This is a genomic window from Lentzea flaviverrucosa, assembly GCF_003350445.1.
GTDB lineage: Bacteria > Actinomycetota > Actinomycetes > Mycobacteriales > Pseudonocardiaceae > Lentzea > Lentzea californiensis.
In genome coordinates this window covers 139,343-164,869 of the sequence record NZ_QQAU01000001.1, presented here as the reverse complement: position 1 = coordinate 164,869, position 25,527 = coordinate 139,343, and the positions used below count along the sequence as shown (strand labels likewise).

Below are 25,527 nucleotides of genomic sequence, written 5' to 3'. Positions count from 1 at the left end.
GGGAGGTGGCGCGCACGTTGTCCCTGGCGACCCTCTTCGCGCATCGTGACCCGACGCCGATCCCGGGTTCGGAACTCTGGGAGCCACCCGACCATCGAGGGAACTTCCCGGAGCAGGCACACGGGCCCGTGATGTCTCACGTGCGTGTCGTTGTTATGGTCGCGGAGGCGAGGGGTGGGCGGGATGGTCGTGATCGTCCAGCTGGTGTACCTGGTGTTGACGACGCTGTGGCTGGGGTCGATGGTCTACAGCCTGGTCGTGGTGCAGCCCAGGGTCGCCAGGTTCTTCCGGGATGACGAGCGGCGCGAGGAGTTCCTCGTCGTCCTGGCCAACGGCAACCGGTGGCCGGTCGTCGCGCTCGTCGTCGGGCTGCTGCTCAGCGGGGGTGGCGTCGCGATCGCCGGCTCCGGGGCGGTGTCCGTCGGCTTCACCCTGGCCGTGGGGCTCGACCTGGTCGCGGCGGGGATCTTCGCCGACGTCTCGTGGCGGCACTGGCCGGCCAGGATCTTCGCGCTGCCCGAGGAAATTCCCGGCTTCCGCCGTCGGCTGACCGTGCGTGCGGCCACCATGACTGTTCTCATCGGAGTGTCCTATGTGGTCGCCTTGACAGTGAGTCTGCGATGAGGATCGTGATCGCGGGTTCGAGCGGTCTGATCGGGACCGCGCTGCGCCGGTCGTGTGCCGCGGACGGGCATACCGTGATCCGGTTGGTTCGCAGGGAACCCACCGCCGCCGACGAGCGACGCTGGGATCCCACTGCTTCACCGGATTCCGGATTGCTGGCCGGCGCCGACATCGTGGTCAACCTCGCCGGAGCCGGGCTCGGCGAGCGGCGGTGGACGCGCGCGTACCAAGAAGTACTGCGGCGCAGCCGGATCGACACCGCGCACGCGCTCGCCGTGCTGACCGCGCAGGCCGACCCGCAACCCCGGATCCTGCTCTCGGCGTCGGGAATGCGTTACTACGGCGTGGATCGCGGTGAACTCGAGCTGACCGAGACCGCCGACTCGGCCCGGTCCGGTTTCCTGCCAGACCTCACCCGGGAATGGGAACGGGCCACCGAACCGGCCACGATCCCGGTGTGCCATCTGCGCATGGGTCTCGTGCTCGCCCGCGAAGGTGGGGTACTTCCCCAGCTGCTGCCGTTGTTCCGCAAAGGACTCGGTGGCCGGTTGGGTTCCGGCCGCGAGTACTGGAGCTATGTCGGCCTCACCGATGCCGTGCGCGCCATCCGGTTCCTCGCCGAATCGCCCGGTGCGCGGGGCCCGTACAACATCACCACGCCGAACCCGGTTCGCAGCATCGAGTTCACCCGCACCCTGGCCGGGGTGGTCGGCCGGCCCGCCGTGCTGCGCGTACCCACCTGGGCCATGCGGCTGGCACTGGGCAAGGTCGCCCCCGAGGTGCTCGGCAGCCTGCGCGTGCTTCCGGCTCGTCTGACCGAGGGCGGGTTCCGGTTCACGCAGCCGGAGCTGAAACAGGTACTGCGCCACGAACTCGTGCGGCGCTGAGTCACAGGCCGACGTGGAAGCCAGGGTTGGTGGACAACACCGCGACCGGCGTCGATCCCTCAGGCACACCGGTGTAGCACCACGACGGGCGGCCGTGCAAGCACACGTGCGGTGTGCCCTTCACGCAGGCCATTGGCTCAGCCCTTGCCAGCCTTGCCCTTGCCCTTGCCCTTGTCCGGCTTCTCTTCCTTGTCCTTGCCGCTCTTGTGCTTGCCCTTGTCGTCTTCCGCGTCACGGGGTAGCGGCTCGGCTTGGGCGGGAACGACCACGGGGGCCATGGTGGGCTGGGGGGTCGAGACGGCTGGCACGGAGGTCGTGGTGCTGGCGGGCGGCTCCGCGCTCGTGCTGGCAGGCGGTGCGGATTCGGCGGGTGGGGCCTGGTTCAGCAGAACGGTGGTGATGCCGGCGGTGGTGAGTGCCACGAGCACTGCCGAGGCGGCCAGCAGCCGAACCGGCCGACCTGGACGAACAGGTGATCCGACCACGGTCGGTACCTCGTCGGGATGTTGCAAGGCGTGTGCGCACTGGGCGGCTGTGGGGCGGCGACGTGGTGAAAGTGACGTCATCAGGGTGAGCAGGCGTCTGAGGTCTTCAGGTAGTTCGTCGGGGATGGCTGGCTGGCGGTGCAGGCGGGCGACGGCGGCCTCGATCTCGCTGCCCTGGTACTCCCGTTGGCCGGTGAGGCATTCGAGCAGCACGAGGCCGAGCGCGTAGATGTCGACCGCGTGGTGGATCTCCTCGCCGCGTACCTGTTCGGGGGCGAGGTAGGCGGCGGTGCCCACCAGCTGGTCGGCTCTCGTGAGCCGGGTGGCGCCGATGAGTCTGGCCAGGCCGAAGTCGGCCAGGTGGGGTCTGTCGTGGTGGTCGAGCAGGACGTTCGACGGCTTGATGTCACGATGCACGACCCCATGGGCGTGGACGTACGCCAGTGCGTCGGCCAGCTCTGCGCCGAGTCGGCGGCCCTCCTCGACCGGTAACGGACCGTCCACGATGCGGTCGCGCAGGGTGCGTCCCTCGACGAGTTGCAGCACGACGAACGGTGAGTCATCGTCCGTTGCCGCATCGTGCACGTGCACCAGTCCGGGATGGGACAAGGACGCCAGGGTGCGGATCTCGTTCTCGAAACGCTTGTCGTCCGCGGTGTCGGATCCAGGACGGAACAGCTTGACCGCGACGTGCCGCCGCAGACGCGTGTCCCACGCGCGGTACACGTCCGCCATGCCTCCGGCGCCCAGCAACTCGCCCACCTCGTAGCGTCCGGAGAGCAGTCGGTCCTGTGCGGAGACGGACATGGCGGCCTTCCCTCGGCGGTCACAGGTGCCTTCTGAATGCCCGTTCCCGATGGTGACGAATCGTCGGCTGACGAAGCGGGGCAGATGAGCTGACGCCTGCCTTGTTCGGTGTCTTGGCCACGGCAGGCGGACTGCCCCTGGAACACCGCGAGAACCGGCGCGCTGGGCGTGGCAGCGGGACGACCCGCGCTGCCCGGCTGCCGATTCCCGCGCCACGTACGCCGCACGACCTCACCGCGCAACCGGCACGGGGAGGATTACCTTCCACTTCCAACCCAGCACAACCGCTGGTGACACATCGCGGGGCAACTCACCGCAGGAAGACGGTGTTCCAGCGAGGCGGCACCGAACGCCGCCGCCGATCGCCGCAGCCGATCGCCGCCACACGACCTCAGGGCCGGTCCGCTCCGGCAGCCGCGGCCGTGCCGGTGCACGGGATCCAGCCCTCGCCGTTGCAGGAGATCGTCGCCCACACGGTCTTGCCTGCGCCGGGCAACGGGCGCACACCCCACTGCTCGGACAGTTCGTCCACCATGATCAGGCCGCGGCCGCAGGTGTCACCCGGCCGGGATCGGTCGAGGACTGGCTGCTCAGCGGAGCTGTCGTCGACTTCCACCTGTACCTTGCAGGGCCTGGATCGGTGGTGGCTGAGCCGGACCTCGAACGGGCCGGCGGCGTGCTCGTAGGCGTTGGTCAGCAGCTCCGTGCTGACCAGCAGCACCGCCTGCAGATGGTCGTCGCCCAGCTCCGCCAGCGCCGTCGCGGTCCACCGCCGCACCTCCACCAGGGGCGGCACCCGCTCGCCGGTCAGGCCCAGCACCAGTGGCTCGGGATCCTCAGCAACGCCCATGTCAGATACTCCTCAGGCACCGGCACCCTGTCTGCTCGAGGCGCACGCCTGTGCTCGGTACCGCCGTCACATCACGCCCACACCCGGCATGATCGAACGGCGACCTGCACGTAAGGGGACCAGCAGTGACTGGTCACGGGCGAACGCGGCGCCGCCACGCCTCGGTGCTCGTCGAGGACGCGGACGTGCGCGTCCTCGGCCTCGACGGTCATGGAGGCGTCCGCGGCGTTGTGGCGTGTTCGTCGCCTAGGGCGGTGCGTGCGGGGCGATCGCGGGGTGTGGTCATGCGAGCAGTCCGGCCTGGTGCAGTTGGGACAGGGCGGTCACGGTCGCCGGCGTGTACGTGCCGCCGGTCCACAGCAGGGTGGCGAAGCGGCGACCCTGTGCCCGCTACATCGGTTGGTCACGGCCAGCAGGGCTGGTGTTCGTGGTTCTCGCCTGTCCCAGGGCGGTCGCTGCTGGGAAGGTCAGGTCCTTGAGGAACGCGCTCGCCTCGTCTTCTCGGATTGTGGCGAGTGTTTTCAGGAACTCGCGGGTCGACCGCATCGCCTCGTCGGTGTCGAAGGCGCTCTCGTGGGGCAGTGCCGCGCGCCACTGCCAGTACGCCGCGGTGATGGAGTGCTCGGTTCGGCGCAGCAGCACCCACGACTGGTCCCATCGGTAGAACGCGTGCAGTGAGGTGAGCACGGCGACCGCCGTGCCAGCTAACGACACGACCAGCGTCTTCCCTGGGTACTCGGCGTTGGCTATCAACGGCAGGCTCCCGCCGATGAGGATCACTGTGATCCCGCCCAAGCGGTAGAAGCGTCGGTGCCAGATCGCGCGCGCGTTGTAGAAGGCCCGCAGCCGCGTCGCGTACTTGTCGGCTGCCAGAACCAGCCCCGCCTTGATGTCCGGCAACTCCGAGAAGAAGGGCGGCTTGAACTGCATGAGGGCGCTCCTGTTCGACAGAACCCAACTGAACAATGACTTATGATCCACCTCCGCGAAACCCGGTCCTGCTCGGTGCCCCAGCGAACGCAACATGGCCACCCGCAGCTCCACTCGACAGGGCACGGGCCGGCTTCCGGACAGTGAATCGGCACCGGGAGCATCTGGCGAGCTGACGGGAACATCGATAGCAGCGGAGTGTCTGACTCCCTATTCGCCCGGCGTGCTGCAGCGCGTGAGCCGCAGTAAAAGACCACGGCCGGGTGTGCCTGCGCCACGACACCCGCCGACGGCCGACTGGGATGCGGCCGCCAGGCTCACGCACTCCGGTGGCGGCGTCTTTGAGCCCCCTTCATGCGAGTACCTCACACTTCCGCGCGTGCGCGCGATGATCGTGACCGTGGGCTCGTGGGCTGTCCGCCGCACAGCACGGGCATCGTGACCTGCCTGCCGGTTGGATTCGGCGCACGGCCGCGTCGAGCCGTTGCTACCCCGGTACGGCTACGCGCTCACACGCCGAGCAGATACGAGCGGCGACAACAATCAGGTAGGTACAGCGGCACATGCCATTTCCGCTCGAACGCACCACTGTCCACAGTGGACGTCGGGCCCAGGCTTCGTCCGCCGCCCAACCATGCCTGAACCGTGAGCCACCTGGCCGTCGCGGACAGTTCCACGGGCGGTATCGCGATCGGTGTGACAGCACACGCGGGTTCGGCGTGCACGACAACCTCCTTCGGGTCCAAGCCCGCCCGCAGCACGGCCTTCTGGAACGCGTGCGCGGTGCTGTCCGACACGTCGGCGTAAAAGATCGCCGTGTCGGAGAGCGGCAGGGTTGACCGTGTCGATCGGCGCCGGTGCCTACCCGGTCCATGGCGGGTCGCTGCCGCACCTGCTGCAGGTCGACCGCGCGCTCTACCGCGTCAAGGCCGCAAGCCGTGACCAGGTGCCGCTCGCCGACTTGACCACGTAGCACCAGATCGACGCCGACGTCCCGCGAGCTGCGGGACGAGCGCGACACCCGCGCGGATCTGCGTCAACAGGTCATCGAGGTCGCTTGTCAGCGCGAGGTCGGCGCCGGTTCGCTCGAGCATGCGCGTCACGTCGGCGTTGACCTCGTCCTGTCGCGGTCCGGGGATCCTGACGACGCGGGCGCGGCCATCCGCGTCGCGCGTGCTGCTTGTTCCTGGCTCGCGAAGGACGTGGCCATTTGATGTGCCGTGCGTGGCTCAGCCCGCAGCGGAGGGATGACGTTCGATCAACCGGTGACGTTCCTGACTTCGGCGATGTACTCACGGCGGAGCTGCCGCGCGCCGGGATCAGGATGTACATACGGCGCCTGGGACACTGGACCCCCGACCACCCGCTAGACCAGGAGTGCACCGTGCAGCAGGGAACCGTCCGCTGGTACGACCTCGAGCGAGGCTTCGGCTTCCTCGCCCCCGACGACGGCAGCGACGACATCTTCGTGCACGTCTCGCAGGTGCAGGGCGAAGGCGCGGCCCGGGCGCTGCGCGAGGGCCAGACGGTGGAGTTCGAGACCGGTGAAGGACCCCGCGGTCCGCAGGCGCTGCACGTCGCCGTCACCGGCGACGTCGCGCCCGACGCGGCCCTGGGCGTGCTCGCCACCGTCTCCTGGTACGAGCCGGCCAAGGGCTACGGGTTCGCCGCGCCGGACGGCGGGGGTGCTGAGGTGTTCGTGCACTCCTCCGCCATCGTCACCGGGGGCGTCCTCGCGGCCGGGCAGCGGGTGGCCTTCGTCGTCGTCGCCGGGGAGAAGGGGCCGCAGGCCCAGCACGTGGTGCCGCTGAGCTTCGACGCCGGGGTCCGCCGAGCCCCTCTGGTCGCGGCCGGCGACGGTGCCGACGGCTCCGTCCTGTGGTTCGACGAGGAGAAGGCGTTCGGCTTCGTGGCCGCCGACGACGGGGAGGGTGACGTCTTCCTGCACGTGCGCGCCCTGGTCGACGAGGTGTACCTGCCGGCCGAGGGCGACCGGGTCTCGTTCACCACGGTCACCGTGGACCAGGGTCGTCAGGCGCGCGAGGTGCGGTTCGTGGCCACCGGCGAGCCGGTGGAGGCCGCCGCGGCCCCCAGCCAGGCCCGTCCGGTCGCCCGGCCCGCAGCCCGCGCCGGCGACGGCTCGGTGGCCCGCTACGACGCCGACCGCGGCTTCGGCTTCATCACCCCCGACGCGGGCGGGCCCGACCTCTTCGTGCACGTCTCGGTGGTCTCCGGCGAGCCCCTGGTGGCCGGCGAGCGGGTGCGCTTCCGCATCCGGCAGAGCGACCGGGGCCCGCAGGCCGATGCCGTCGAGCGCGCCTGACCGTCCGGGACGGTCCTACGACGCCTCGGAGCGGGCGACGTAGCGGCGCTGCCACGGCGTCTCGACCGCCCGGCGGTCGTGGCGCGCCCGCACGTAGGCGACCGCCTTGGCGGCCGTCGCCCCGTCCAGGACGCGCGAGGTTGTGCCGCTCGAAAAGTCATCACCGCACCGTGCCAGCCCGTCCTTCCCAGGCTGGGAGCGTGCTCAGGTGATCGTGTCCGTGCTGCAGCCCGCGTGAAGCCGAAGGTGGCCGATGGTCGGCTCAGCCAAGTAGCGTCGGCATGTGCCAGAAGAGGGTGAGGTCATCGCCGGGCGGTACCGGCTGGTGTCGTCGATCGGGCAAGGATCGATGGGGGTGGTCTGGCAGGCGCGCGACGAGCAGCTCGACCGCCTGATCGCGATCAAGCTGCTCAACACGGACCGGCGGTCCCCGGACGCGGTGGCGCAGATGCTGCGCGAGGGCCGGGTCGCCGGTCGGCTGCGTCACCCGCACGCGATCAGCGTGTACGAGGTCGTCGAGCACGACGGCAAGCCCTGTCTGGTGCTGGAGTACCTGCCCTCCCGCAGCCTCGCGGCGCTGATCGCCGAACGGGGAGCGCTGCCGCCCGGCGTGGTCGCGGCCGTGGGCAGGCAGGTGGCCGCCGCGCTGGAGGCGGCGCACACAGAGGGCATCGTGCACCGGGACGTCTCGACGTTCAACGTCCTGCTGGCCGAGGACGGCATCGCGAAGATCACCGACTTCGGCATCGCCCGCGCGGTCGGCGAGGGCACGGTGACCGACGCCCGCTTGATCGTCGGCACGCCGGCCTTCCTGGCGCCGGAGGTGGCGGCGGGCGAGGCGGCGACGTTCGCCTCGGACGTGTTCTCCCTCGGCGCGACCCTCTACGCGGCACTGGAGGGCACGCCGCCGTTCGGTGTGGACGACAACCCCTACGCGCTCCTGCAACGCGCGGTCCGGGGGGAGTTCGAGCCGCCGCGATCGGGTGGCCCGCTCGGCGAGGTGCTCCTGCGCCTCCTGCACCGTGACGCGGCACAACGCCCGACGATGGCCGAGGCCCACAAACTGCTCGCGGCGGTCGCGGAGGGACTGCCGCTGCCCGCTGCACCCCCGAAGAGCGGGACGCGGATGCTGCTCGTCCGCCGCCACCTGCCACGCCGGGTGATCGCGATGGTCGCCGGTGCGGCCGTCCTGGTCGCCGCCGGTGTTGTGATCGGCACCGTCGTGCAGGGCGACCGGCCCAGCAGCAGCGCCCAGACCAACTCCACCACGGCGACGACCACGGTCACGACCGCGACCGCCTGCGATGCCCGTTACGAGGTGACCAACTCGTGGCCGGGCGGCTACCAGGTCGAGGTGACCGTGCGCAACACCAGCGCGGGCGGCCTGACCGGCTGGACCACCACGTGGCAGCCGGCCGCGGGCCACACCATCGGCAACCTGTGGAACGGCACCCTGACCCAGAACGCGACCGCGGTGACCGTCACCAACGCCGGCCACAACGCCGTGCTCGCTGCCGGGGGAACCACCTCGTTCGGGTTCGTCGCCGCCGGTCCTGAACCCGCGCGCCCGGCTGTGACCTGCTCCATCGCCAACTGAAACGGTGGCTTACCGGTCAGCGGCAGCGAGGCCGTGGGGCTCCAGGAACGCAGCCACCAGGTAGGCGCCGCCGCACAGCACGGCGAGCAAGCCGGGCGCGGGCACGAACAGGGAGGCAGACCTGGACAGGGCGATCCCACTACGGGAGGCGAACGTGGCCAGTAGTGCTCGTGCCCTGGGGCCGATCATGAACACACTGTTGAAACTCGCATCGACCTCGCCCTCGACTGCCGAGATGAAGACGATCCCAAGGCGCTCCTGCTGTTCGAGCCGATGCTCGGCGACTGCGAGAAACTGTTCGGCGTCGAGCACCCGTTGACTGAAGCCGCTCGTGTCGACGGGCACGGACCCTGAGCGGAACGCGCATAGGTCGGGGGAGCGGTGGATCGTGCGGACGGTGGCGAAGATTCTGGATGATCCGCGTTACGCAGGTCGGCAGGTGTGGAATCGAAGCAGCCGCTGCTGGCGGCTGGCGGTTCAGGGTGGCGGCTCGACGCGGTCGGTCCGTTCGAGGTCGGAGATCCACAGGGCAAGCGCTGCCCGTGCGTCGCGCAGGGTGCGTGCCGGCTCGCCGAGTCCGCGCAACGCCAGCCGCCGCTGTTCGAGCCTGGGGCTGCGGAACTTCGGGAAGGCGAGCTTGATGCACGTGTCGATCATCTCGGCGTGGTAGTGCAGCAGTTGAGCCACCCGGAACTCCAGCGACGCGCGGTCGGCGTCGCCGATGAGGTCCAGAGCCCACCCGTGCAGCCGGCAGTAGTCGGACGCGACCCGGCCGCCCTGGCGGGCCACCTGCGCCGGGGTGTCGCCGGGCTGCGTGCAGGCGCCGATGATCTGCTCGGCTGCGGGCTGGAGTGCGACCGCACGGGTGGCTACTTCCAGCAGCGACCGCAGCGCGACCAGACGCGCGGCGGCGGAGTTCTTCGCCGCTGCCACGTCCGCGCTTCGCCGCGGGCGACGCCCCGGAATCCGCATGTGATCCACCAGCCTCGATGAGCCAGCCCAGAAGCATCCAGTGTGAACCGCCACGAGGCGCGCCGCGAGGTTCGGGAGTGTGGATGGGCTTACGCCGTTCGGGGTCGCGCTAGACGGCGCCGACGGTGACCGATTGGCAGGAGTAGCTCGTTGCGACAGCATCGGGGTCTTGCGCGGCGGATCCGTCAAGTGGATCAACTCGTTCATTCGGGAAGACGGGTAAACGGATCGCCGTCGAGGCGAGTCTTCCAAGGTGATGGCTGACTACGACGACTTCGCCCGAGCGCAACTGCCGCGGTTGCTGCGGTACGCGACGATGCTCACCGGTGAGCGGGAGCAGGCGGCTGATCTGGTGCAGGACGTGCTGGTGAAGGTGTACCGGCACTGGTCCCGGATCAGCGGCGCGGAACATCCCGACAGGTACGTGCTGCGGATGGTGACCAACGGCTACCTGTCTTGGCGACATAGCCGGTCCGCGCGTGTGATCGCCTCGGGTGACCTCCCCGAGGAGGTACGTGCGGACGACTTCGCGTCGGACCACGCCGCGCGCGAGGACATGTGGCAGCGCCTGTCGCGGCTGCCCAAGCGCCAACGTGCCGTGGTGGTGCTGCGGTACTACGAGCAGATGCCCGACAACGAGATCGCCGGGCTGCTCGGCTGCGCCCAGGCCACCGTCCGCGCACACGCCCACAAAGCATTGGCCTCGCTGCGAAACGGCTTGGCCGTCGAGCAGATGGCGGAGGCCAGGGAGACAAGATGAACATCGAGAACTTGATCAAGGACACCTTCACGGCGCGCGAGCACGACGCGCCCGACAGCGACGCGGTGCTGGCCGCGGCCCGCCAACGCATCGACAGCAGGCGCTCCGGGTTGAGCCGGCCGCTGGCAGTCGCCGCCGGGGCGACCGTGCTGACCCTCGGCGCGGTCACCGCCGTGGCGCTGAACCGGCCGGACCCGGTGGACCAGTCCCAGACGGTCGCCACCGCCAACGGTTCCCAGGACAGCCAGACCCCGGCCCCCACCACCCCGGCCCCGGCGGGTCTGCAGATGCCCTACTCCCTGGGCTGGCTCCCGCCGGGCGCGGTCGCCTACCGCGCACAACGGATCAACGTCGGGTCCAGCGCGGCCAACCCGGAAGCGCCTCTGTACGGCGGCGAGTACATGCTGACCGTCACGGCCGGCGGCCAGGTCCTGGAGGTCGACGTCCAGCAGTTCCGGATGGTGCCGGTGGACCAGGCGATGTTCAAGTCGGGCCCGGGCTCGCCCGTGACGATCAAGGGACAGCGCGCCGTCGAGAGCTCGGTGTCCACCGGGCCAGGTGGGTACGAGCTGTACGTGGAGCACCCCGACGGCGGTTCGATGTACGTGCACGTGTCCGCCGCGTACGGCAGCACCGCGCCCGCGCAGCAACTCGTCGACAACGGCCGCCGGATCGCGGAGAACATCCAGTTCCCGGGAACCACGACCGTCACCCCGGCGTTCGGCCTGCGCGACCTGCCCGCCGGCATGCGGATCTGCGCCTTCAACGTCCAGCAGCCCGCGGACCGGCCCGGGCCACAGGCCACCACGAGCTACTCGCTCGGCACGTGCACCGTCCAGCCGACGGTCCACGTCAACAGCGCGGTCGTCGGCGAACCGGAGGGCACGCCGGGACAGCCGGTGCAGGGCCGCGCGACGCGCTACACCGACGAGAACGGCTACCACCGGCTGTGGGTCCTCGGCGCGCTGGAGGGAACCCCGGTCGTCATCGCGGGCCGGGTACCGCCGGCCGACCTGTACGACATCGCCGACCGCCTCGTCCTGCCGAACTGACCCGCGGGACGTTCGAGAACGAGGTCGCGACGCGCTCGACCAAGATCCGGAATCCGGCCCCGCGTCGCACGAACAGCGGTCCGCACCTGTCAGGGACGCAGAAGGATCTTGCCCCGCCGGCCCGGGGCCGCGTTGCCGCGCGCGGCCTCGGCGATCTGCTCCAGCGAGTAGACGTGCTCGACTGGCAGGGTGAGCGCGCCCGAGGCGATGCCCGTGACCAGTTCGCCCAGCAGCGACGCCCGCTTGCCGGCCGCCATCGCGGGGAAGACCTTGCTGCCCCAGAAACCGGTGACGGTGACCTGCTTGAAGATCACGTCACCCGAGCTGATCTCGAGGGTGGGGGAGGCCATCGCACCGAACACCACGAGCCGCCCGCCCTCGGCGAGCAGCGAGACGACGTCGCCCGCGGCCGCACCGCCGACCGAGTCGACCCCAGCCCTGATCGGCGCGTCGCCGACGATCTCCCGAACCCGGTCGCGCCAGCCGTCGTCGTCGGTGGCGACGACATCGCCGATGCCCTGCGCACGCAGTTCGGCCACGCCGTCGGCACGGCGGACGAGGCCGAGGACGTGGATGCCGCGGGCCGCAGCCAGCTGGGCGACGAGCCTGCCGACGGCTCCGTTGGCTGCGTTCTGGACGAACCAGTCACCCTCGGCGAGCTCCAGCGAGTCGAGCAGCGCGATGGCGCTGAAAGGCATCGAGACCAGCTGGCTCGCCGACTCGTCACCGATGGCGTCGGGAACGGGGATGAGCGTCTGGGCGGTCGCGACCACGAACTCGGCCCAGGCGCCGAAGGTGCCACCCGACGCCACGCGCTGGCCCACCGCGAGGCCGTCCACGCCCTCACCGAGCGCCTCGACGACCCCGACGAACTCGGTGCCGGAGCGTGCGGGCATCTCGGGCTTGAAACCGTAGGTTCCGCGCGCGGTCCACAGGTCGTGGTTGTGGACGGGGGAGAGCAGCACCCGCACCAGGACCTCTCCGGGACCGGGCTGCGGAGCGGGCACCTCCCGCACCTCGAGGACCTCGGCGGGGTCACCGAACTTCTGCTGGACCAGTGCGCGCATGACATGCCTTTCCATAGGTGCTGGGGAACGTGTCCCTGCCTACGACCTCACACCATGCGCGGAGAGGTCGCACCCCAGAACAGCAGAACGACGGAGTAGGCCACGAACAACCACCCCGCCGTGGTGCGGGAGCACCGGGCCTTGCGCCGCAGCAACCGTGCGATCCCCACCCACGCCAGAGCCGGCAACCCCGCCAGCAGGGGCAGCGACAGCAGGCCCCGGGCACCCGCGAACAGGCCCGCCCAGTAGTCGAGGGGCAGCGACACGTCGAAAGCGATCCTGCTCGGCACGCCGACCATCAGCGCCACGACGCCCCAGACGGCCGACGCGATCGTCCAGCGCGACCTCGCGCCGGCCGAGAACGTGCCCCAGTTCACCAGCGTCACCCCGGTCGCCGCGATGGCGCCGCCGCAGAAGAGCCAGCCCACGACCGTCGAGACGACGGGAACGAGTCCCACCAGGTCACCCAGCCCTGGCAGCAGCAGCTCCCACATCAGGAAATGCCCGCCGATGACCGCGCCGACGGCCCCGATGACGAGCCAGGCCTGAGTGCCCTGCGTCTGGCGCTCCCACCACGAGCGCTCCGCGTGGCCGCGGGCGGCTCGGGAGGCGAGGTCCGGCATCGCGACCTCCCGCGCCCTTCTGGACTGGCCCCCGGACGCACGGCCCACGCTGTTGCGCCGCCGCTGCGCCTTCGACCGCCCTGCTCGTCCCCGTGCCACGACGGCAGCCTGGTTCGAACGCGGTCACGGAGACCCGCCCCGCTCTGGCGCCGTGTATCGGCGATGTATCAGCCGTGTATGCGTCCGCCGGATGCTGTGGGGGCCGTACAGACATGCGAAAAGGGGATCTCATGCGGTTCACCAAAGTCACGGTCGCTGCCATCGGCCTGCTCGGCGCGGCCCTGATCGGCACCGCCGCTCCGGCCGGCGCGGCCGGCGGGCAAGCGTTCAGCCCGAACGTCGCGATCGCGCAGCCGTGGTTCGACGACACGGCCACCGCGTCCGCCGTCGAAGGCGACGTCAGCATCCAGCAGACGGCGGACGGTGCCATCAAGTGGATGGCCGACCGTCGCGGCAGCACGGCGTACGAGGGCTACTGCGAGCGCGCCGTCCGCCTGGCGTGGAACCGCTCGACGCACCACGCGTCGGCGATCGACCACTGGCGGTCCTCGGACGGCGCCCGCCACACCACCGGCACGCCACCCAGGGGAGCGTTCGTCTTCTGGAACATCAGCCAGTACGGCCACGTGGGCATCGCGGACGGCAACGGCGGCTTCTGGTCGACCAGCGTCGGCGGCAAGATCGGTCACCCTGGTTCGACCGGCTACTTCAGCAACTACCTCGGCTGGAAGTACGGCAACAGCAACTGATCCGCGGAGGCCGCCGCGCGTGCGAGCGCTCGCCGCGCGGCGGGTTCGCCTTCCCGGTTTCCGGTGCGGCGGTAGGTTTCCAAGGCCTGCCGCAGGAGGGAGTGCGCCTCCTGCGGGTGGCCGTTCGAGATCAACGCCTCGGCCAGCTCGACCTGGGCGAACGCCGTGCACCGCTCGTCGGTGAGGTCCGTCAGGATCGTCACGGCCCGGCGTGCGCTGACCAGCTCCTGCTCGTGCTCGCCCGTGCTGCGGCAAAGCGCGGAAAGTCGCACCAGCACCAGGGCTTCGCGGTGTGCGTCACCGAGGTCCGCGGCGAGCCGCCGGGCGTTCGTGAGCCACTTCCGCGCCTCCTCGGGCCTGCCGAGCGAGCTGTGGACCCCGCCGATCGACGCCCGCACGTGTGCCACGGAATGCAGATCGCCCGCGAGCTCCAGCAGCCGCAGGCCTTCGCCGTAGAACTCCAACGAGCGCTCGTACTCCGCCCGCAGCCGGTACACCACGCCGATGCCCGCGAGAGAGGTGCCCTGGCCGCGGTAGTCGCGGAGCGAGCGGTAAAGCTCCTGTGCCGCAAGCAGCCCTTGCTCGGCCTCCGTGAACTCGCTGCGGTAGATGTGCACCTGGGAGATGCCGCGCAGCAACGCCGCTTCGCCAACCCTGTTGCCGGCCGCGCGGACACTCCGCAACGCCCGCGCGTGGGTGCGCGCCCAGTCCTCGTAGTGGCTGTGCAGGTCGAAGAACGGCACGCAGGCCGCCGCGAGCTGCCACGCCACCTCGTCGAGGCCCGCGTCCGCCGCGATGTCGACCGCGCCGCACAACGTGCGCCGTTCCGCCTCGAACCACGCGACGGGCTCGGCGAGCAGGTGCTCCGGTGCCGCGACCGGGGTGACGTCGGCGATGGTGGTGCCGAACGTGACGGGCAACCGCCGTGCGGCCGTGACCGCGAGCCAGAGCCACGCGCGCAACGTCCGTTCGAGCGCGGCCCTGCCATCCGGCAGTGCGTGGTTCAGGGCGTGGCACCGCAACAGGTCGTGCAGCCGGTAGCGCGGCTGGCCGATGCCGTCCGCGCCGAAGGTCTCGAGCAGATGAGCGTCGACCAGCCCGTCCACGAGGTGCTCGGTGCCCGGTTCGCCGAGCAACGTCTCGACCACCCAGCTCGGGAAGTCGTGCGGACCGAGCAACGCCAGCCGCACGAACGCCTGGAACTCGCGCGGGGACAGCTGCCGGATGCTCAGGTCGAAGCTCGCCCGCACGGCCAGCTCACCGGAGGTGAGCTCGCGCAACCGCGTCGACTCGTCGACGAGCCGCTCGCGCAGCACCTGCATCGACCACCGCCCGCGCCCGGCCAGCCGCGCGCCCGCCACCCGGATCGCCAGCGGCAGGTGCCCGCACGCCGCCGCGATCGCCGCCGCTTCATCGGGCTGGGCGCACACCCGGTCCTCGCCCGCGATGGCGGTGAGCAGTTCCGCCGCCTCCTCCGGGGAGAACGGGGACAGCTCCACCTGCAGCGCGCCGGGCAGCTCCGACAGCCTGCGCCGGCTGGTCACGAGGACCGCGCAGCCCGCGTCGGCCGGGAGCAGGGGCATGAGCTGGCTCACCGAGGCGGCGTCGTCGAGCACCACCAGCACCCGCCGACCGGCGAGCTTGGAGCGGAACAGCGCGGCACGCGCGGTGACCTGCGCGGGCAGGCCGGCCCCGGTGATCCCCAAGGCGTGCAACAGTTCCGTGAGCACGTCACCCGGTTCGCGCGGGTGGTCGGAGGTGCCGCCGAGGTCGACGTAGAGCTGTCCGTCCGGGAAGTGGTCACCGACCTGGTGCGCCACCCGGATCGCGAGTGTCGATTTGCCGACGCCGGGAGGCCCGGTCACCACGGCCGGTGCGGAGCCCTGCCGCAGTGCCGTCGTCAGCACCGCGATCTCTCCCGCGCGGCCGCAGAAGTCGAACACCGTCGGCGGTAGCTGACGCAGGGGAGCGGGCGCCGGTTCGTCGCGCAGCACCGCTAGCTGGGCCTCTCGCAGCGCGGATCCGGGCTCCAGCCCGAGCTCGCCGGTGAGCCGCACGCGCATGTCCGCGTAGACCTGCAACGCCTCAGCACGCCGGTTGTCCTGATGCAGGGCGAGCACGAGCTGCCCGCACACGCTCTCGCGGTAAGGGTGCTCCGCCAGCAACGCCCGGAGCTCAGGGATCGCCTCGGCGCACTCACCCGAGGCCACCTGCAACCCGAGCCGCTGCTCGGTAGCCGCGAGCCGGGCCTCGTCGAGCCGGGCGAGGGCAGGCGCCCACGCGTCGTGGCCCGGCAGGTCCTCCAGCGGACGGCCGCGCCAGAGGGACTCCGCCCGCCGCAACAACCCCAGCGCCGCGTCGGGTCGCCGCCGGGCTTGCGCGACAAGCTCGTCGAACATCAGCGCGTCGAGTTCGTCAGCCTCGAGTTCGAGCACGTAGCCGGTGCCGTGGGTGCGCAGCTGCTCGTTGAGCAGCTGCCGGAGCCGCCAGACGTAGGTCCGGACGTTCTGCACCACCGACCGCGGCCGAGTCGAGGGCCACAGGGCCTCGATCAGCTGGTCGAGCGAGACGTCGGTGTTCGCGTGCAGCGCGAGGTGCGCGAGCAAGGCCCGCTGTTTGACGCCGCCGAGATTCTCCCTGCGGCCGTTCCGCCAGACCTCCAGAGGGCCCAGCACCCGCACGCTCGACCTGCTGATGGCTCCTCCGCTCCCCAGGACCTGCTCGGGTGTTCGTCCATCGGACGACGTCGGCGCCCGTCGCGTTCCCGCCGCACACCGCGATTCCGAACACCGGCTCACGCACATGTCCACCGTGCTGCGGTGTCCACCACCTCAGCCCGCCACGTCCCGGGGCCGACGTCATGACCCACCTGCCGCTGACCGAGGACCACGCCCGCCGCCTCAGGTGACGCGAAAGACCGGCCAGCCGATCTCGGTGCGCCACGCAGCGGGATCGCCCGCGTCACGGTGGCCGACGACGTAGACCTCCCGCACCGGCCCGGCCACCGACATCGCGTTCTCCACCACCCAGGTCCCCAGTTCGCCGTACGTGACCTCGATGCCGTCGTGCTCGCCGACGTGGGTGGTGACGGCCAGTTCCACGGCCGGGAGAACCACGGGATGCACGCGTCCGGTGCGAGGTGGCGCAGCGGTGGGCAGGTAGACGAGCGCGTGACCGCGCTCCTGTTCGAAGAGGGCGTTGTCGTAGCAGCCGCCCGGCGGTCCGGTCGCGGCGGCGCCGACTGCCGCCTCCAGTTCGGCCATCGCGCCCGCGTACCAGGTCGTGACGTCGCGACCGCTGACTGTGGCCTCCACCGCCGCGACCGTCCGGGCGGGCTCCGCGCGCAGCTCGACGTCGATCGGCGCGGGGTCGGGCCGGAGCAGCCGCCGCAGCGACACGACCGCGGCCCGGGTGCGGTCGAGCACGTCCTCGAGGCGTCGCAGGTGGTCCGCGACCAGGGCCGCCCGGACACCGGGGTCGGGAGTCCGCAGGATTCGCTGCACGTCGCTCAGGGGGACGTCGAGTTCGCGGAGCCGGTGGATGACCTGCGCGGTCGGGATCTGATCGAGGCCGTAGTAGCGGTAACCGGTGGTCTCGTCCACCACGGCGGGTTCCAGCAGGGCCGCCTCGTGGTACCGGCGCAGGGTCCGCACGCTCAGGTGGGTCAGCCGCGAGAACTCCCCGATGGTCAGCACCCGTTCATTGTGGACTCTCCCCCAGGGGGAGGGTCCACGGCTTGACCCTCCCGCGCCGTGAGGTCGCACGGTGGGCTCATGACACAGCACACCGATCTCCCGTCCGATCTGCTCCCGGCCACCGTGCGCGAGTTCTTCGACGCCCACATCGCCCATGACGCCGACACCGCCTCGTCGTTCCTCACCGAGGACGCGGTGGTCGTCGACCAGGGCGAGACCTTCCGCGGCCGAGAGGAGGTCCACGCGTTCCTGCGGGACGCCGGGTCCGAGTTCGAGTACACGACCGAACAGATCGGCGCTCGCCGCGTCGATGACGCCCACTGGGTGGTGACCGTGTGGCTCGAGGGCACCTTCCCGGGTGGCGTCGCCGAACTCGACTACCGGTTCGCGTTGCGGGACGGGCTCGTCGCCGAACTCGTCATCGCCAACCACTCGGCCTGACCGAACCCGCGATCGTGGGCGCCGAGTACGTGATCGACGGCGGGACTGTTCCGACCGTCTGAGCCAGAAGCCGGCACCGAAGGACGACGTGGCGTGGGCTGTGGCGGGCTGCCGAGGTCGGCCTCGACCCCAGACGAGACGAGACCGCCGCGAAGGCGTTGAGGACGTGTCAGGCCAGGCGCAGTCGGTTGTGCAGCGCCCACGCGCTCACCCCGACGACCAGGGCGGCCAGTGTCACGAACAGGCCGCCCTCGATGACCTGGAACGACCAGAACCGGTCGTCCGGCTGGAAAGCGACCTCACGCACGACTCCCTGCGCCTTCATGCACTCGGACAGGGCCGTGTCGCACCCTGCGGGGGAGAAGGCAACGTGGTTGCCCGCAGCATCCACATAGGACGACTCGACGATCCACGCGCCGGCGGGCATGGTGCCGTCCGTCGAGGTGATCGGCGTTGCGTAGGCCGGCCGCAGGGCGTTGCCGATCACGCCGATCACCGGCACGTACGCGATCACCGTGATCACCATGGCGGCCAGCGTGTTGCGTGCCAGCAGGCCGAAGGTCGCGCTGAGCGTGAAGGCCAGTGCCGTGTAGGCGCCGAGGGTGAGGCCCTGGATCTCGAACGTCGGCGTCACCAGCCTGCCGCCGAACATCACGGCCTGCAGCGGTACGGAGGACCACGCGTTGAGCAGTCCGAGCAGGGTCATTCCGACGATGACCGGCAGCCCCGCCACCACGATCTTGGTGGCCCACCACCGCGTGCGGCCGATCGACTGGGTCAGTCCGAACACGTGCGTCCCGTGCTCGATCTCGCGGCCGAAGAGCGGTGCGCCGGCGAACATGCCGAGCAACACGGGCAACGCGAGCAGTACGAGGCGCAGGTAGTTGATGTACGTGCTGTACCGGTCGTCGACGAGCTGCGCGTCGGTGATCGACTGCGCGTCGAACCGGACGAACGTCATCAGCGCGGCCAGTCCTGCGATGATGCCGAGGCTGAGGAGGATCTGCAGCCGTTGCTGCCGCCACGCCACCCAGGTCATGCCGTCACCTTCTTCGCGGAACGCAGGTATGCCAGTGCCAGTTCTTCCAGCGACGGCTCGTTGTTGTCCCAGCCTGGGACGTTGGACGTGCGGGCGAGCACGGTCGCCTGACGCCCGGTCGTGCGCGCCTCGACCACGCCGTCCGGCAGTACCAGCTCCCGTGAGCCGACCAGAACCCGGTGCTGCGTCAGCAGGTCCTCGACGTCACCCTGCAGCTGCACTCGTCCGTCGGACAACAGCAGCAGGTGATCGCACACCCCGTCGAGGTCGGCGATCACGTGTGAGGACAGCAGCACCGTCATGCCCGTCTCGGCGACCTCGGCCAGCACGGCCTGCATGACCTCCTGTCGTGCGACGGGATCGAGATCGGCCAACGGCTCGTCGAGCATCAGCAGTTCGGGGCGCCTGCCCATCGCGATGGCGAGTGCGACTCTCGTGCGCTGGCCGCCGGACAGCGTGCCGACCTTCGCGTCGAACGGCACGTCCGCCTCGCGCACGAGCCGGTGGGCGTACTGGTCGTCCCAGCCGGGGTTCAGCTTCGCACCCGCCCGCAGCATCTCCTCGACGGTGAACCCCTTGTACAGCGGCTTGTCCTGCCCGAGGAAGGCGAGCTGCCGGTTCGTGCCACGCTTGCCGGGCGTCTGCCCCAGCACGCGGATCTCTCCGCTCGTCGGCCGCATCAGCCCCGTGGCGAGGCGCATGAGCGTGCTCTTGCCCGCTCCGTTGGGTCCGATCAGTGCGGAGATCCGGCCGGTGGGCAGCTGGAACGTGCAGTCGCGCAGCCCCCAGCCGCGTCGGTAGCGCATGGTGAGCGCCGCCGCGTCGAGCGCGATCGTGGTCAACGTCCTTCTCCTTCGTAGTGCAGGTCGAGTTGTGCTTTGACGAGCGCCTCGACGTGCCCGCGGTCCAGTCCGTCCTCCCGTGCCCGCCTCACCCACCCGGCCAGTTCCTCCCGGAGCTGGTCCGCGTCCGGCCGAGCCGGCACCGCGCACACGAAGGTCCCCACGCCTCGGCGTCCCTCCACGAGCCCCCCGAGCTCCAGCTCCCGGTACGCCTTCAGCACGGTGTTCGGGTTGATCGAGGTCGTGGCCACGGCCTCCTTCACCGTGGGCAGCTGGTCTCCCGGCTGCAGCAGACCCGTGCGCAACGCGTGCTTGGTCTGGTTCACCAGCTGCTGGTAGGCGGCGACGCCGGAGCGGCGGTCGATCCGAAACTCGATCACCCGGGCCTCTTTATCTAGTTAACTAGTTAAACCACTATCCACGCAACGAGGGCGCGCCGTCAAGGCCGGGCACCCTCGGCGAGGAGTCGACGTTCCGGATCAGCGTGCTGCCGACGCGTCCTGCCCGTTCTCGAAGTACGACACCAGTTCCGGGGCGAGGTCCGGCACCTCGTGCGGGATGCCGCCGGCCCGGAGGGACTCGGTGGCCCGCACGCCGGCGGCGACGGCCATGCGCGCGGCAACGGGCGAGGTGTCCGTGATGCCGCCTTCGCGAGCGAAACGCAGGAACTCGTCTACGAGGAGCGAATCGGCGCCTCCGTGTCCGTCGTCTTCCTCGGTGCTCGGCACGTGGTAGTGGGCGTCGCCTTGGTCGCTGTAGGAAGGGTGGCGGGATTTCCAGACCTTCACCACCGCGCCGGGTCCGTCGCCGAAGTTCTCCAGGCGGCCGGCGTCGCCGATGACGGTGTAGTTGCGCCAGTAGTCCGGGGTGAAGTGGCACTGCTGGTAGGCGGCGAGCACCCCGTTGTCCAGACGCAGGTTCACCAGCGACACGTCCTCGACGTCGATGACGGGGTTCAGGCCGCGCTGGGTGTGTGGTGGCCAGTTGCCGTCCACGTCGTGCCAGTCGGGGTGCTTGGGTTCGCCGGGAAGACGCCGGTGCGGGTTGTCGCCGTAGACCGTCAGGTCGCCGAAAGCCTGTACCTGCCGGGTGTAGCCGTTCGCGAGCCAGTGCAGGACGTCGAGGTCGTGGCTGGCCTTCTGCAGCAGAAGACCAGTGGTGTAACGGCGTTCGGCGTGCCAGTCCTTGAAGTAGTAGTCGCCGCCGGAGCCGACGAAGTGCCGTACCCACACCGTTTTGACCTGACCGATCTCGCCTCGCGTGATGATGTCGCGCATCAGGCGGACCACCGGCATGTGCCGCATGTTGTGTCCGACGTAGAGGCGGCTGCCCGTCTCGTGAGCAGTGCGCAGCAGCTCGTCGCACCGCTCGATCGAGATGTCCAGGGGTTTCTCGACGAACACCGGCTTGCCCGCTTTGAGGGCCTGGCACGCGAGATCGGCGTGGGTGTGGTCGGGGGTGAGGACCACGACCGCGTCCACGTCCGGGGACTCGACGACCTCCCGGTGGTCGGCGGTGATCAGTGCGCCGGGAAAGGCCTCGTCCGCCTCCGCCCGCGCGACCGCGTCGTGCTCGGCGAGTGCGATGACTCGGCTGCCCGCGCCGGGGCGGTGGGCGGTGCGGGCGATCGAACCGCGGAGCCCGAAGCCGAGGACGCCGAGCCGGAGGTCGCGGTGGGTGCTGGTGGTCATGGGGAAGCCTTCCGCACGGCGCTGGTGGTGGAGTGTGAGAGGGCGGCCCGAGGCCCGGACGCCTCGGGCCGCCCGCGTTCAGCTCACGGTGATCTTGTCGATGTCCGGTGCCCAGCCGGAGGGATTCGAGATGGTGACGGTGTTGCCCCGCCCGGCACGCAGGTTCAGGGTCACAGTGGTGGTTCTCGTCGTGACCCAATCCGGAGTGGACGGGAAGCTGACCGTCTGGGGCGTCAGGGTGTTGGCCTGGATCCTGGCGCTGCGGGACTCCTGGGTGGCGTAGTGCAGCGTCACGGTGCGCGTACCGCCGGCGCCACCGTCGACGTTGTTGAACCTGAGGGTGCCGCCGTTGCCGAGATAGCCGACTTTGCTGTCGCCCGAACATCCTCCGCAGGAGCTGGTGACGGCGCCTCCGGACAGGGTGTTGCCCGGGGCCTCGGCCTCGTAGCTCCCCGCGGACTGGCCGGCCCCGACGGCCATCCCGCCGAGGTCGAGCCATCCGTCGGCGTTCTGGCCCGCGTTGGCGAAGCGCAGCTTCTTGGCGTTGGCGTTGATCGCCTCGAGCGGGTTCCTGGCCTTCATGACGAGCCGGTAGTTGCCGGTGTTCAGGCCGGACAGGTCAACAGGGGCGTCGAAGTACCGGGCGTAGCCGAAGTCCCGGTATGTCGGGTCGGCACCGACCCCCCAGTCGGGGAAGGCGCGGATGCGGGTGGGCTGAACCTGCCGCAGGTCCCAGGAGGTGTCCCACGTCCGCACCACGTTGCCGGCCGGGTCCTTCAGGCCGAGGCTGACGGTCCAGGGGTAGTAGAACGGGGCCACGCCGGTGTTGTCGATCTGCACGCCCACCTTCGTGGTGCCTTGCGCGGTGTCGTGGAAGTAGGCGTTGCGGACGGTGAGGTTGTAGCCCATCAACCGGACGGCCGCGGCCACGCCGGGATCGGCGGGGGAGTACTCCAGGCTGCGTTCGTTGATCTTCCACGTGGTGTGCTCGAGCTCGATGCACGCCTTCATGTTGTCGACCGGGCCGGAACCCCCTGGCCAGTTGGCGAACGCGACGGACTGGATCTCGGGGCGGACCTCACCGCCCATCGAGGCCGTGGTCCACCGGTTCTCCACGCCGTTCTCCAACGCCTTCTGCAGCTGGGCCCACGGTGCGCCGCCCATGGAGACCGGCAGCGTCACGCCCTGGCCGCCTTCGCGGTAGCAGAAGGAGTCGTCGTGGTAACCGATGCGCGGCAGGGCGCTGGAGGCGCCGCCCGCGTTGTCCGCGTAGCGCAGTTCGAGCCTGGTGCGGGTGAACGCGCGGTTGTAGGTGTTGAGGATGTCGGCGGCGTTCGCGTTGGTGGGCATGTAGTTGGGATAGGTGTCGCCCGAGGTGTCGGTGTCGTAGGGCCAGGTGTGCCACTCACCCCACAGCCCGATCAGTCCCAGGTGGATGTACCCGAGCCGGGGGTCACCGTCGTAGCGCGCGCCGAACGCGGTGATGAAGTTCTTGAGCCCGGTCATCAGGAACGGGTTGTCGTAGTCCGGACTCGTGACGTCCCAGTAGGCGTTGTGCCGCATGGCGACCTGCCCGTTGAAGCACGCCGGGACGGCGTTGCCGGGGTGGGTGCCCGTGCCGCCGCCGGGATACTCCATGTACAGGCGGATCGCCGCGTGGTTGCCGGCCGCCGCGATGGTGTTGAGCGCGTTGTCCACGATGCTCCAGTTGTAGCTGGAGCAGTTGTTCGGGTCCGTCATGACCTCGGACAGGCCGAAGTAGGCCCAGGTCAGCGAGAGCGGGTAGCCGGCGTTCGGGTCGGTGCCGGGCTGGAGGAACCGGGCGAACCCCTTGAGCGGGTTGTCCAGCGGCGCGTCGGCGGCGGCGAGGGCGTGGGCGGGCAGGCTCGGATCCGGGGCGGGGCCCGGCGCCGGGCGGTCCGGAACGCCCTGTGCGGAGACGTCCGCGGCGTGAGTGAGTCCGGGCATCGCGGAGGGGAGCAGGGCGACAGCCGCGGCGCACAGTGCGGCCACCACCCTCCGGCGTCTGGGCGTGGCTGTGGACATGGTGCGACCTCCAGGGGATGAGGAGAGCTGCAGGGTCCCAAATAGTTCCGCTTGAGGATTGACAAAGTTTCACTATTCCTCATCAATATGTAGCAACAGCGCCCCACTGGCAAGAGGTGAGGCACAGAGGTCCTGATGCGGAGGCGTGTTCATGAGCGCCAGCAAGACTGCTGTGACACCACGGCGGCGTGACGATCGCAACGTGCTCGTGGAGGTCGGCAAGACTGCTGCGAAACCACGGCGACACCGTGATGATCGCAAAGTGGCGTGGCTGTTCCTGGCGCCGGTGTTGGTGGGTTTCGCGCTGTTCTACGCGTACCCGACCGTGCTGGGCGTCTACTACTCGCTCACCGACTACGGCCTGCTGGCCCCACCGAACCTCGTCGGCGCGGAGAACTACCGCGACCTCGTGAACGACGACAAGTTCTGGAACGCGCTCAAGGTCACCGGCTACTACGTCGTGCTGAACATCGTCTCGCAGACCGTGCTGGCACTCGCCCTGGCCACGTTGATGCACCGCCTGACCCAGTCGGTGGCGGTACGCGCGATGCTGCTGGTGCCCTGGCTGGTACCCAACGTCACCGTGGGGCTGCTGTGGATGTGGATGCTCGACGCCAACATCGGCTTCGTCAACCACGTCCTGCGCGCGGTGGGGTTGAGCACCACCGGCTTCCTCACCTCGCCGACGTGGGCGATGCCCACCATCGCGGGCATCAACACCTGGGCCTACACCGGCTACACGGCTCTGCTGCTGTACGCGGGCATGCTGCAGATACCCCGGTACCTGTACGAGAGCGCCTCTTTGGACGGTGCCGGCGAGTGGCGGATGTTCACCCGCATCACCCTGCCGCTGCTGCGTCCGGTGCTGGCACTGGTGCTGGTGGTCTCCCTGATCGGCTCGTTCCAGATCTTCGACACCGTCGCGGTGACCATCAAGAACACCCCGGCCGGCGTCACCAGGGTCATCTACTACTACATCTACGAACAGGCGTTCACGAACTTCCGCATGGGCTACGCCTCTGCCATCGCCGTGGTGCTCGCCTTGCTGCTCGGGGTGCTGACCGTCGTGCAGATGCGACTCCTGCGCGCTTCCCGCTCGGATCTGGCATGAGGAGAGCGCCCCAGGAGGAGAGTGTCATGACACCCGCTCGCACCCGGATCCCGCCGGCTCAGCTCCCGTGGGGCCGGATCGCTGCCTGGGCACTGCTGGCCGTGGCCGCGGTGGCCACGGTCTTCCCGTTCTACTGGATGGTGCGCACCGCGCTCACCCCTGCGGCGGACCTGTACTCGGACGGCGTCGGCCTGCTGCCGGAGAACCCCACGATGATCAACTTTCTCCGGGTGCTCGGGCTGACGAGCCTGCAGGAGTCGCGGGAGGCCGGCGGGTCCGGGGCCAAGGTCGACTTCCTGCGCTACCTGCTCAACTCGTTCGTCTACTGCGGACTGGTCACGGTCGTGCAGACGCTGTGCTGCGCGATGGCCGGCTACGCCTTCGCCCGGCTCCGCTTTCCCGGCAGGGACCTGGTTTTCGGTGCGCTGGTCGCGGCGCTCATGGTGCCGCCGATCTTCACCCTGCTGCCGAACTTCGTGCTCGTGAAGAACCTCGGCTGGCTGAACACCTTCGCGGGCATGGTCGCCCCGACCGTGCTCATGACCCCGTTCGCGGTGTTCTTCCTGCGCCAGTTCTTCCTGTCGATCCCCCGCGAGATCGAGGAAGCGGCCACATTGGACGGTGTGGGCGGCTGGGGCATGTTCTGGCGCGTCGTGCTGCCGATGAGCCGTGGCCCGTTGCTCACCATCGGGCTGACCACCGCGGTGTGGGCCTGGAAGGACTACCTGTGGCCGTTGCTGACCGGACGTGACGAGGAGACCAGGGTGCTGACCGTCGCGCTCGGCATCTTCCTGCAGCAGTCTCCCAACACCCAGCCCGACTGGACCGGGCTGATGGCCGGTTCGACCCTGACCGTGCTGCCCGTGCTCGTACTGCTGATCTTCCTCGGCCGCCGCCTGGTCGAGTCCCTCAACTTCACCGGCATCAAGTGAGCCG

At 70.0% G+C, this 25,527-nt stretch carries 26 protein-coding genes and 2 pseudogenes; 13 read left to right on the top strand and 15 right to left on the bottom strand.

Annotated features, from left to right (window positions below; translation table 11 throughout):
• Positions 1 to 183: 183 nt before the first annotated feature.
• Positions 184 to 624 carry a hypothetical protein gene (locus tag DFR72_RS00900; protein ID WP_090072789.1) on the top strand — a complete coding sequence of 147 codons (441 nt, stop codon included), beginning with the start codon at positions 184 to 186 and terminating at the stop codon, positions 622 to 624.
• Positions 621 to 1,511, top strand: a complete 891-nt coding sequence (locus DFR72_RS00895; RefSeq protein ID WP_090072792.1) for a TIGR01777 family oxidoreductase — start codon at positions 621 to 623, stop codon at positions 1,509 to 1,511. The genes DFR72_RS00900 and DFR72_RS00895 overlap by 4 nt, the downstream gene beginning before the upstream one ends.
• A gap of 137 nt (positions 1,512 to 1,648) precedes the next feature.
• On the opposite strand, the gene DFR72_RS00890 is transcribed toward DFR72_RS00895, so the two are convergent.
• From DFR72_RS00890 to DFR72_RS00880, 4 genes are all read right to left on the bottom strand, one after another.
• A complete protein-coding gene (locus DFR72_RS00890; RefSeq protein WP_090072794.1) occupies positions 1,649 to 2,803 on the bottom strand; it encodes a serine/threonine-protein kinase in 1,155 nt (384 codons plus the stop codon).
• Positions 2,804 to 3,194: 391 nt separating this feature from the next.
• Positions 3,195 to 3,653, bottom strand: coding sequence for an ATP-binding protein (locus DFR72_RS00885; RefSeq protein ID WP_090072796.1), 459 nt, complete (start codon positions 3,651 to 3,653; stop codon positions 3,195 to 3,197).
• A 71-nt stretch (positions 3,654 to 3,724) separates the two neighbouring features.
• Positions 3,725 to 3,865, bottom strand: coding sequence for a hypothetical protein (locus DFR72_RS45250; protein ID WP_170176075.1), 141 nt, complete (start codon positions 3,863 to 3,865; stop codon positions 3,725 to 3,727).
• Positions 3,866 to 4,043: 178 nt separating this feature from the next.
• Positions 4,044 to 4,679, bottom strand: a complete 636-nt coding sequence (locus DFR72_RS00880; RefSeq protein ID WP_245982542.1) for a DUF4231 domain-containing protein — start codon at positions 4,677 to 4,679, stop codon at positions 4,044 to 4,046.
• Positions 4,680 to 5,424: 745 nt separating this feature from the next.
• Here DFR72_RS00880 and DFR72_RS00875 point away from each other — a divergent pair.
• The 4 genes and pseudogenes from DFR72_RS00875 to DFR72_RS00860 all read left to right on the top strand — a co-directional run bounded on the left by DFR72_RS00875 (position 5,425) and on the right by DFR72_RS00860 (position 8,503).
• Positions 5,425 to 5,556 carry a GGDEF domain-containing protein gene (locus tag DFR72_RS00875; RefSeq protein WP_114773572.1) on the top strand — a complete coding sequence of 44 codons (132 nt, stop codon included), beginning with the start codon at positions 5,425 to 5,427 and terminating at the stop codon, positions 5,554 to 5,556.
• A 411-nt stretch (positions 5,557 to 5,967) separates the two neighbouring features.
• Positions 5,968 to 6,171: pseudogene (locus DFR72_RS46665) on the top strand (cold-shock protein); the annotation flags it as partial.
• Between the two features lie 30 nt (positions 6,172 to 6,201).
• Positions 6,202 to 6,906 (top strand): cold shock domain-containing protein, encoded by a 705-nt coding sequence (locus tag DFR72_RS47675; RefSeq protein WP_425459872.1) that lies wholly within the window; start codon positions 6,202 to 6,204, stop codon positions 6,904 to 6,906.
• A gap of 283 nt (positions 6,907 to 7,189) precedes the next feature.
• Entirely contained in the window at positions 7,190 to 8,503 is a 1,314-nt protein-coding gene (locus tag DFR72_RS00860) for a protein kinase domain-containing protein (protein WP_090072803.1), read from the top strand.
• 9 nt (positions 8,504 to 8,512) lie between these two features.
• On the opposite strand, the gene DFR72_RS00855 is transcribed toward DFR72_RS00860, so the two are convergent.
• Positions 8,513 to 8,848 (bottom strand): hypothetical protein, encoded by a 336-nt coding sequence (locus DFR72_RS00855; RefSeq protein ID WP_143086993.1) that lies wholly within the window; start codon positions 8,846 to 8,848, stop codon positions 8,513 to 8,515.
• Here DFR72_RS00855 and DFR72_RS47670 point away from each other — a divergent pair.
• Positions 8,835 to 8,951, top strand: a pseudogene (locus DFR72_RS47670) (recombinase family protein); the annotation flags it as partial. The gene DFR72_RS00855 and the pseudogene DFR72_RS47670 sit on opposite strands and share 14 nt — an antisense overlap.
• 29 nt (positions 8,952 to 8,980) lie before the next feature.
• Here the strand turns inward: DFR72_RS47670 and DFR72_RS46640 are convergent.
• Positions 8,981 to 9,436, bottom strand: coding sequence for a hypothetical protein (locus DFR72_RS46640; protein WP_245982560.1), 456 nt, complete (start codon positions 9,434 to 9,436; stop codon positions 8,981 to 8,983).
• 295 nt (positions 9,437 to 9,731) lie between these two features.
• Here DFR72_RS46640 and DFR72_RS00840 point away from each other — a divergent pair, with 295 nt between their 5' ends.
• Together DFR72_RS00840 and DFR72_RS00835 are read left to right on the top strand one after the other, a co-directional pair.
• Positions 9,732 to 10,235 (top strand): SigE family RNA polymerase sigma factor, encoded by a 504-nt coding sequence (locus DFR72_RS00840; RefSeq protein ID WP_170176074.1) that lies wholly within the window; start codon positions 9,732 to 9,734, stop codon positions 10,233 to 10,235.
• Complete coding sequence (locus DFR72_RS00835) at positions 10,232 to 11,287, top strand: hypothetical protein (protein WP_090072811.1); 1,056 nt, start codon at positions 10,232 to 10,234, stop codon at positions 11,285 to 11,287. Before DFR72_RS00840 ends, DFR72_RS00835 begins: the two co-directional genes overlap by 4 nt.
• Before the next feature lie 89 nt (positions 11,288 to 11,376).
• On the opposite strand, the gene DFR72_RS00830 is transcribed toward DFR72_RS00835, so the two are convergent.
• Positions 11,377 to 12,354, bottom strand: a complete 978-nt coding sequence (locus tag DFR72_RS00830; RefSeq protein WP_090072813.1) for a zinc-binding dehydrogenase — start codon at positions 12,352 to 12,354, stop codon at positions 11,377 to 11,379.
• 47 nt (positions 12,355 to 12,401) lie between these two features.
• Positions 12,402 to 13,076 carry a hypothetical protein gene (locus DFR72_RS00825; protein ID WP_143086994.1) on the bottom strand — a complete coding sequence of 225 codons (675 nt, stop codon included), beginning with the start codon at positions 13,074 to 13,076 and terminating at the stop codon, positions 12,402 to 12,404.
• 131 nt (positions 13,077 to 13,207) lie between these two features.
• On the opposite strand from DFR72_RS00825, the gene DFR72_RS00820 reads away from it, so the two are divergent.
• Complete coding sequence (locus tag DFR72_RS00820; protein ID WP_090072818.1) at positions 13,208 to 13,726, top strand: hypothetical protein; 519 nt, start codon at positions 13,208 to 13,210, stop codon at positions 13,724 to 13,726.
• On the opposite strand, the gene DFR72_RS00815 is transcribed toward DFR72_RS00820, so the two are convergent.
• A complete protein-coding gene (locus DFR72_RS00815; RefSeq protein WP_170176073.1) occupies positions 13,693 to 16,407 on the bottom strand; it encodes an AfsR/SARP family transcriptional regulator in 2,715 nt (904 codons plus the stop codon). The genes DFR72_RS00820 and DFR72_RS00815 overlap by 34 nt on opposite strands.
• Positions 16,408 to 16,626: 219 nt before the next feature.
• Positions 16,627 to 17,421, bottom strand: a complete 795-nt coding sequence (locus tag DFR72_RS00810; RefSeq protein WP_090072822.1) for a MerR family transcriptional regulator — start codon at positions 17,419 to 17,421, stop codon at positions 16,627 to 16,629.
• Between the two features lie 78 nt (positions 17,422 to 17,499).
• Between DFR72_RS00810 and DFR72_RS00805 the strand changes: the two genes are divergently transcribed.
• Complete coding sequence (locus DFR72_RS00805) at positions 17,500 to 17,862, top strand: nuclear transport factor 2 family protein (RefSeq protein ID WP_090072824.1); 363 nt, start codon at positions 17,500 to 17,502, stop codon at positions 17,860 to 17,862.
• A 169-nt stretch (positions 17,863 to 18,031) separates the two neighbouring features.
• Here DFR72_RS00805 and DFR72_RS00800 read toward each other — a convergent pair whose 3' ends face one another.
• The 5 genes from DFR72_RS00800 to DFR72_RS00780 all read right to left on the bottom strand — a co-directional run bounded on the left by DFR72_RS00800 (position 18,032) and on the right by DFR72_RS00780 (position 23,480).
• Positions 18,032 to 18,901, bottom strand: a complete 870-nt coding sequence (locus DFR72_RS00800) for a hypothetical protein (RefSeq protein ID WP_090072826.1) — start codon at positions 18,899 to 18,901, stop codon at positions 18,032 to 18,034.
• Positions 18,898 to 19,743, bottom strand: coding sequence for an ABC transporter ATP-binding protein (locus tag DFR72_RS00795; protein ID WP_245982388.1), 846 nt, complete (start codon positions 19,741 to 19,743; stop codon positions 18,898 to 18,900). Before DFR72_RS00795 ends, DFR72_RS00800 begins: the two co-directional genes overlap by 4 nt.
• Complete coding sequence (locus DFR72_RS00790) at positions 19,740 to 20,123, bottom strand: GntR family transcriptional regulator (protein ID WP_090072827.1); 384 nt, start codon at positions 20,121 to 20,123, stop codon at positions 19,740 to 19,742. Before DFR72_RS00790 ends, DFR72_RS00795 begins: the two co-directional genes overlap by 4 nt.
• Before the next feature lie 99 nt (positions 20,124 to 20,222).
• Entirely contained in the window at positions 20,223 to 21,434 is a 1,212-nt protein-coding gene (locus DFR72_RS00785; protein ID WP_090072829.1) for a Gfo/Idh/MocA family protein, read from the bottom strand.
• Between the two features lie 78 nt (positions 21,435 to 21,512).
• Positions 21,513 to 23,480 (bottom strand): DUF4832 domain-containing protein, encoded by a 1,968-nt coding sequence (locus DFR72_RS00780; RefSeq protein ID WP_090072831.1) that lies wholly within the window; start codon positions 23,478 to 23,480, stop codon positions 21,513 to 21,515.
• Between the two features lie 262 nt (positions 23,481 to 23,742).
• On the opposite strand from DFR72_RS00780, the gene DFR72_RS00775 reads away from it, so the two are divergent.
• Together DFR72_RS00775 and DFR72_RS00770 are read left to right on the top strand one after the other, a co-directional pair.
• Positions 23,743 to 24,591 (top strand): carbohydrate ABC transporter permease, encoded by an 849-nt coding sequence (locus DFR72_RS00775; protein ID WP_245982387.1) that lies wholly within the window; start codon positions 23,743 to 23,745, stop codon positions 24,589 to 24,591.
• Between the two features lie 26 nt (positions 24,592 to 24,617).
• Positions 24,618 to 25,523, top strand: a complete 906-nt coding sequence (locus DFR72_RS00770) for a carbohydrate ABC transporter permease (RefSeq protein WP_090072834.1) — start codon at positions 24,618 to 24,620, stop codon at positions 25,521 to 25,523.
• The last annotated feature ends 4 nt before the right edge of the window (positions 25,524 to 25,527 follow it).

Coding starts and splice junctions, on each gene's coding strand:
- DFR72_RS00780 (WP_090072831.1), bottom strand. CDS start 23,480: ATGTCCACAGCCACGCCCAGACGCCGGAGGGTGGTGGCCGCACTGTGC.
- DFR72_RS00895 (WP_090072792.1), top strand. CDS start 621: ATGAGGATCGTGATCGCGGGTTCGAGCGGTCTGATCGGGACCGCGCTG.
- DFR72_RS00890 (WP_090072794.1), bottom strand. CDS start 2,803: ATGTCCGTCTCCGCACAGGACCGACTGCTCTCCGGACGCTACGAGGTG.
- DFR72_RS00800 (WP_090072826.1), bottom strand. CDS start 18,901: ATGACCTGGGTGGCGTGGCGGCAGCAACGGCTGCAGATCCTCCTCAGC.
- DFR72_RS00770 (WP_090072834.1), top strand. CDS start 24,618: ATGACACCCGCTCGCACCCGGATCCCGCCGGCTCAGCTCCCGTGGGGC.
- DFR72_RS00840 (WP_170176074.1), top strand. CDS start 9,732: ATGGCTGACTACGACGACTTCGCCCGAGCGCAACTGCCGCGGTTGCTG.
- DFR72_RS00785 (WP_090072829.1), bottom strand. CDS start 21,434: ATGACCACCAGCACCCACCGCGACCTCCGGCTCGGCGTCCTCGGCTTC.
- DFR72_RS00805 (WP_090072824.1), top strand. CDS start 17,500: ATGACACAGCACACCGATCTCCCGTCCGATCTGCTCCCGGCCACCGTG.
- DFR72_RS00835 (WP_090072811.1), top strand. CDS start 10,232: ATGAACATCGAGAACTTGATCAAGGACACCTTCACGGCGCGCGAGCAC.
- DFR72_RS00885 (WP_090072796.1), bottom strand. CDS start 3,653: ATGGGCGTTGCTGAGGATCCCGAGCCACTGGTGCTGGGCCTGACCGGC.
- DFR72_RS00830 (WP_090072813.1), bottom strand. CDS start 12,354: ATGCGCGCACTGGTCCAGCAGAAGTTCGGTGACCCCGCCGAGGTCCTC.
- DFR72_RS00900 (WP_090072789.1), top strand. CDS start 184: ATGGTCGTGATCGTCCAGCTGGTGTACCTGGTGTTGACGACGCTGTGG.
- DFR72_RS00820 (WP_090072818.1), top strand. CDS start 13,208: ATGCGGTTCACCAAAGTCACGGTCGCTGCCATCGGCCTGCTCGGCGCG.
- DFR72_RS45250 (WP_170176075.1), bottom strand. CDS start 3,865: ATGACCGTCGAGGCCGAGGACGCGCACGTCCGCGTCCTCGACGAGCAC.
- DFR72_RS00880 (WP_245982542.1), bottom strand. CDS start 4,679: ATGTTGCGTTCGCTGGGGCACCGAGCAGGACCGGGTTTCGCGGAGGTG.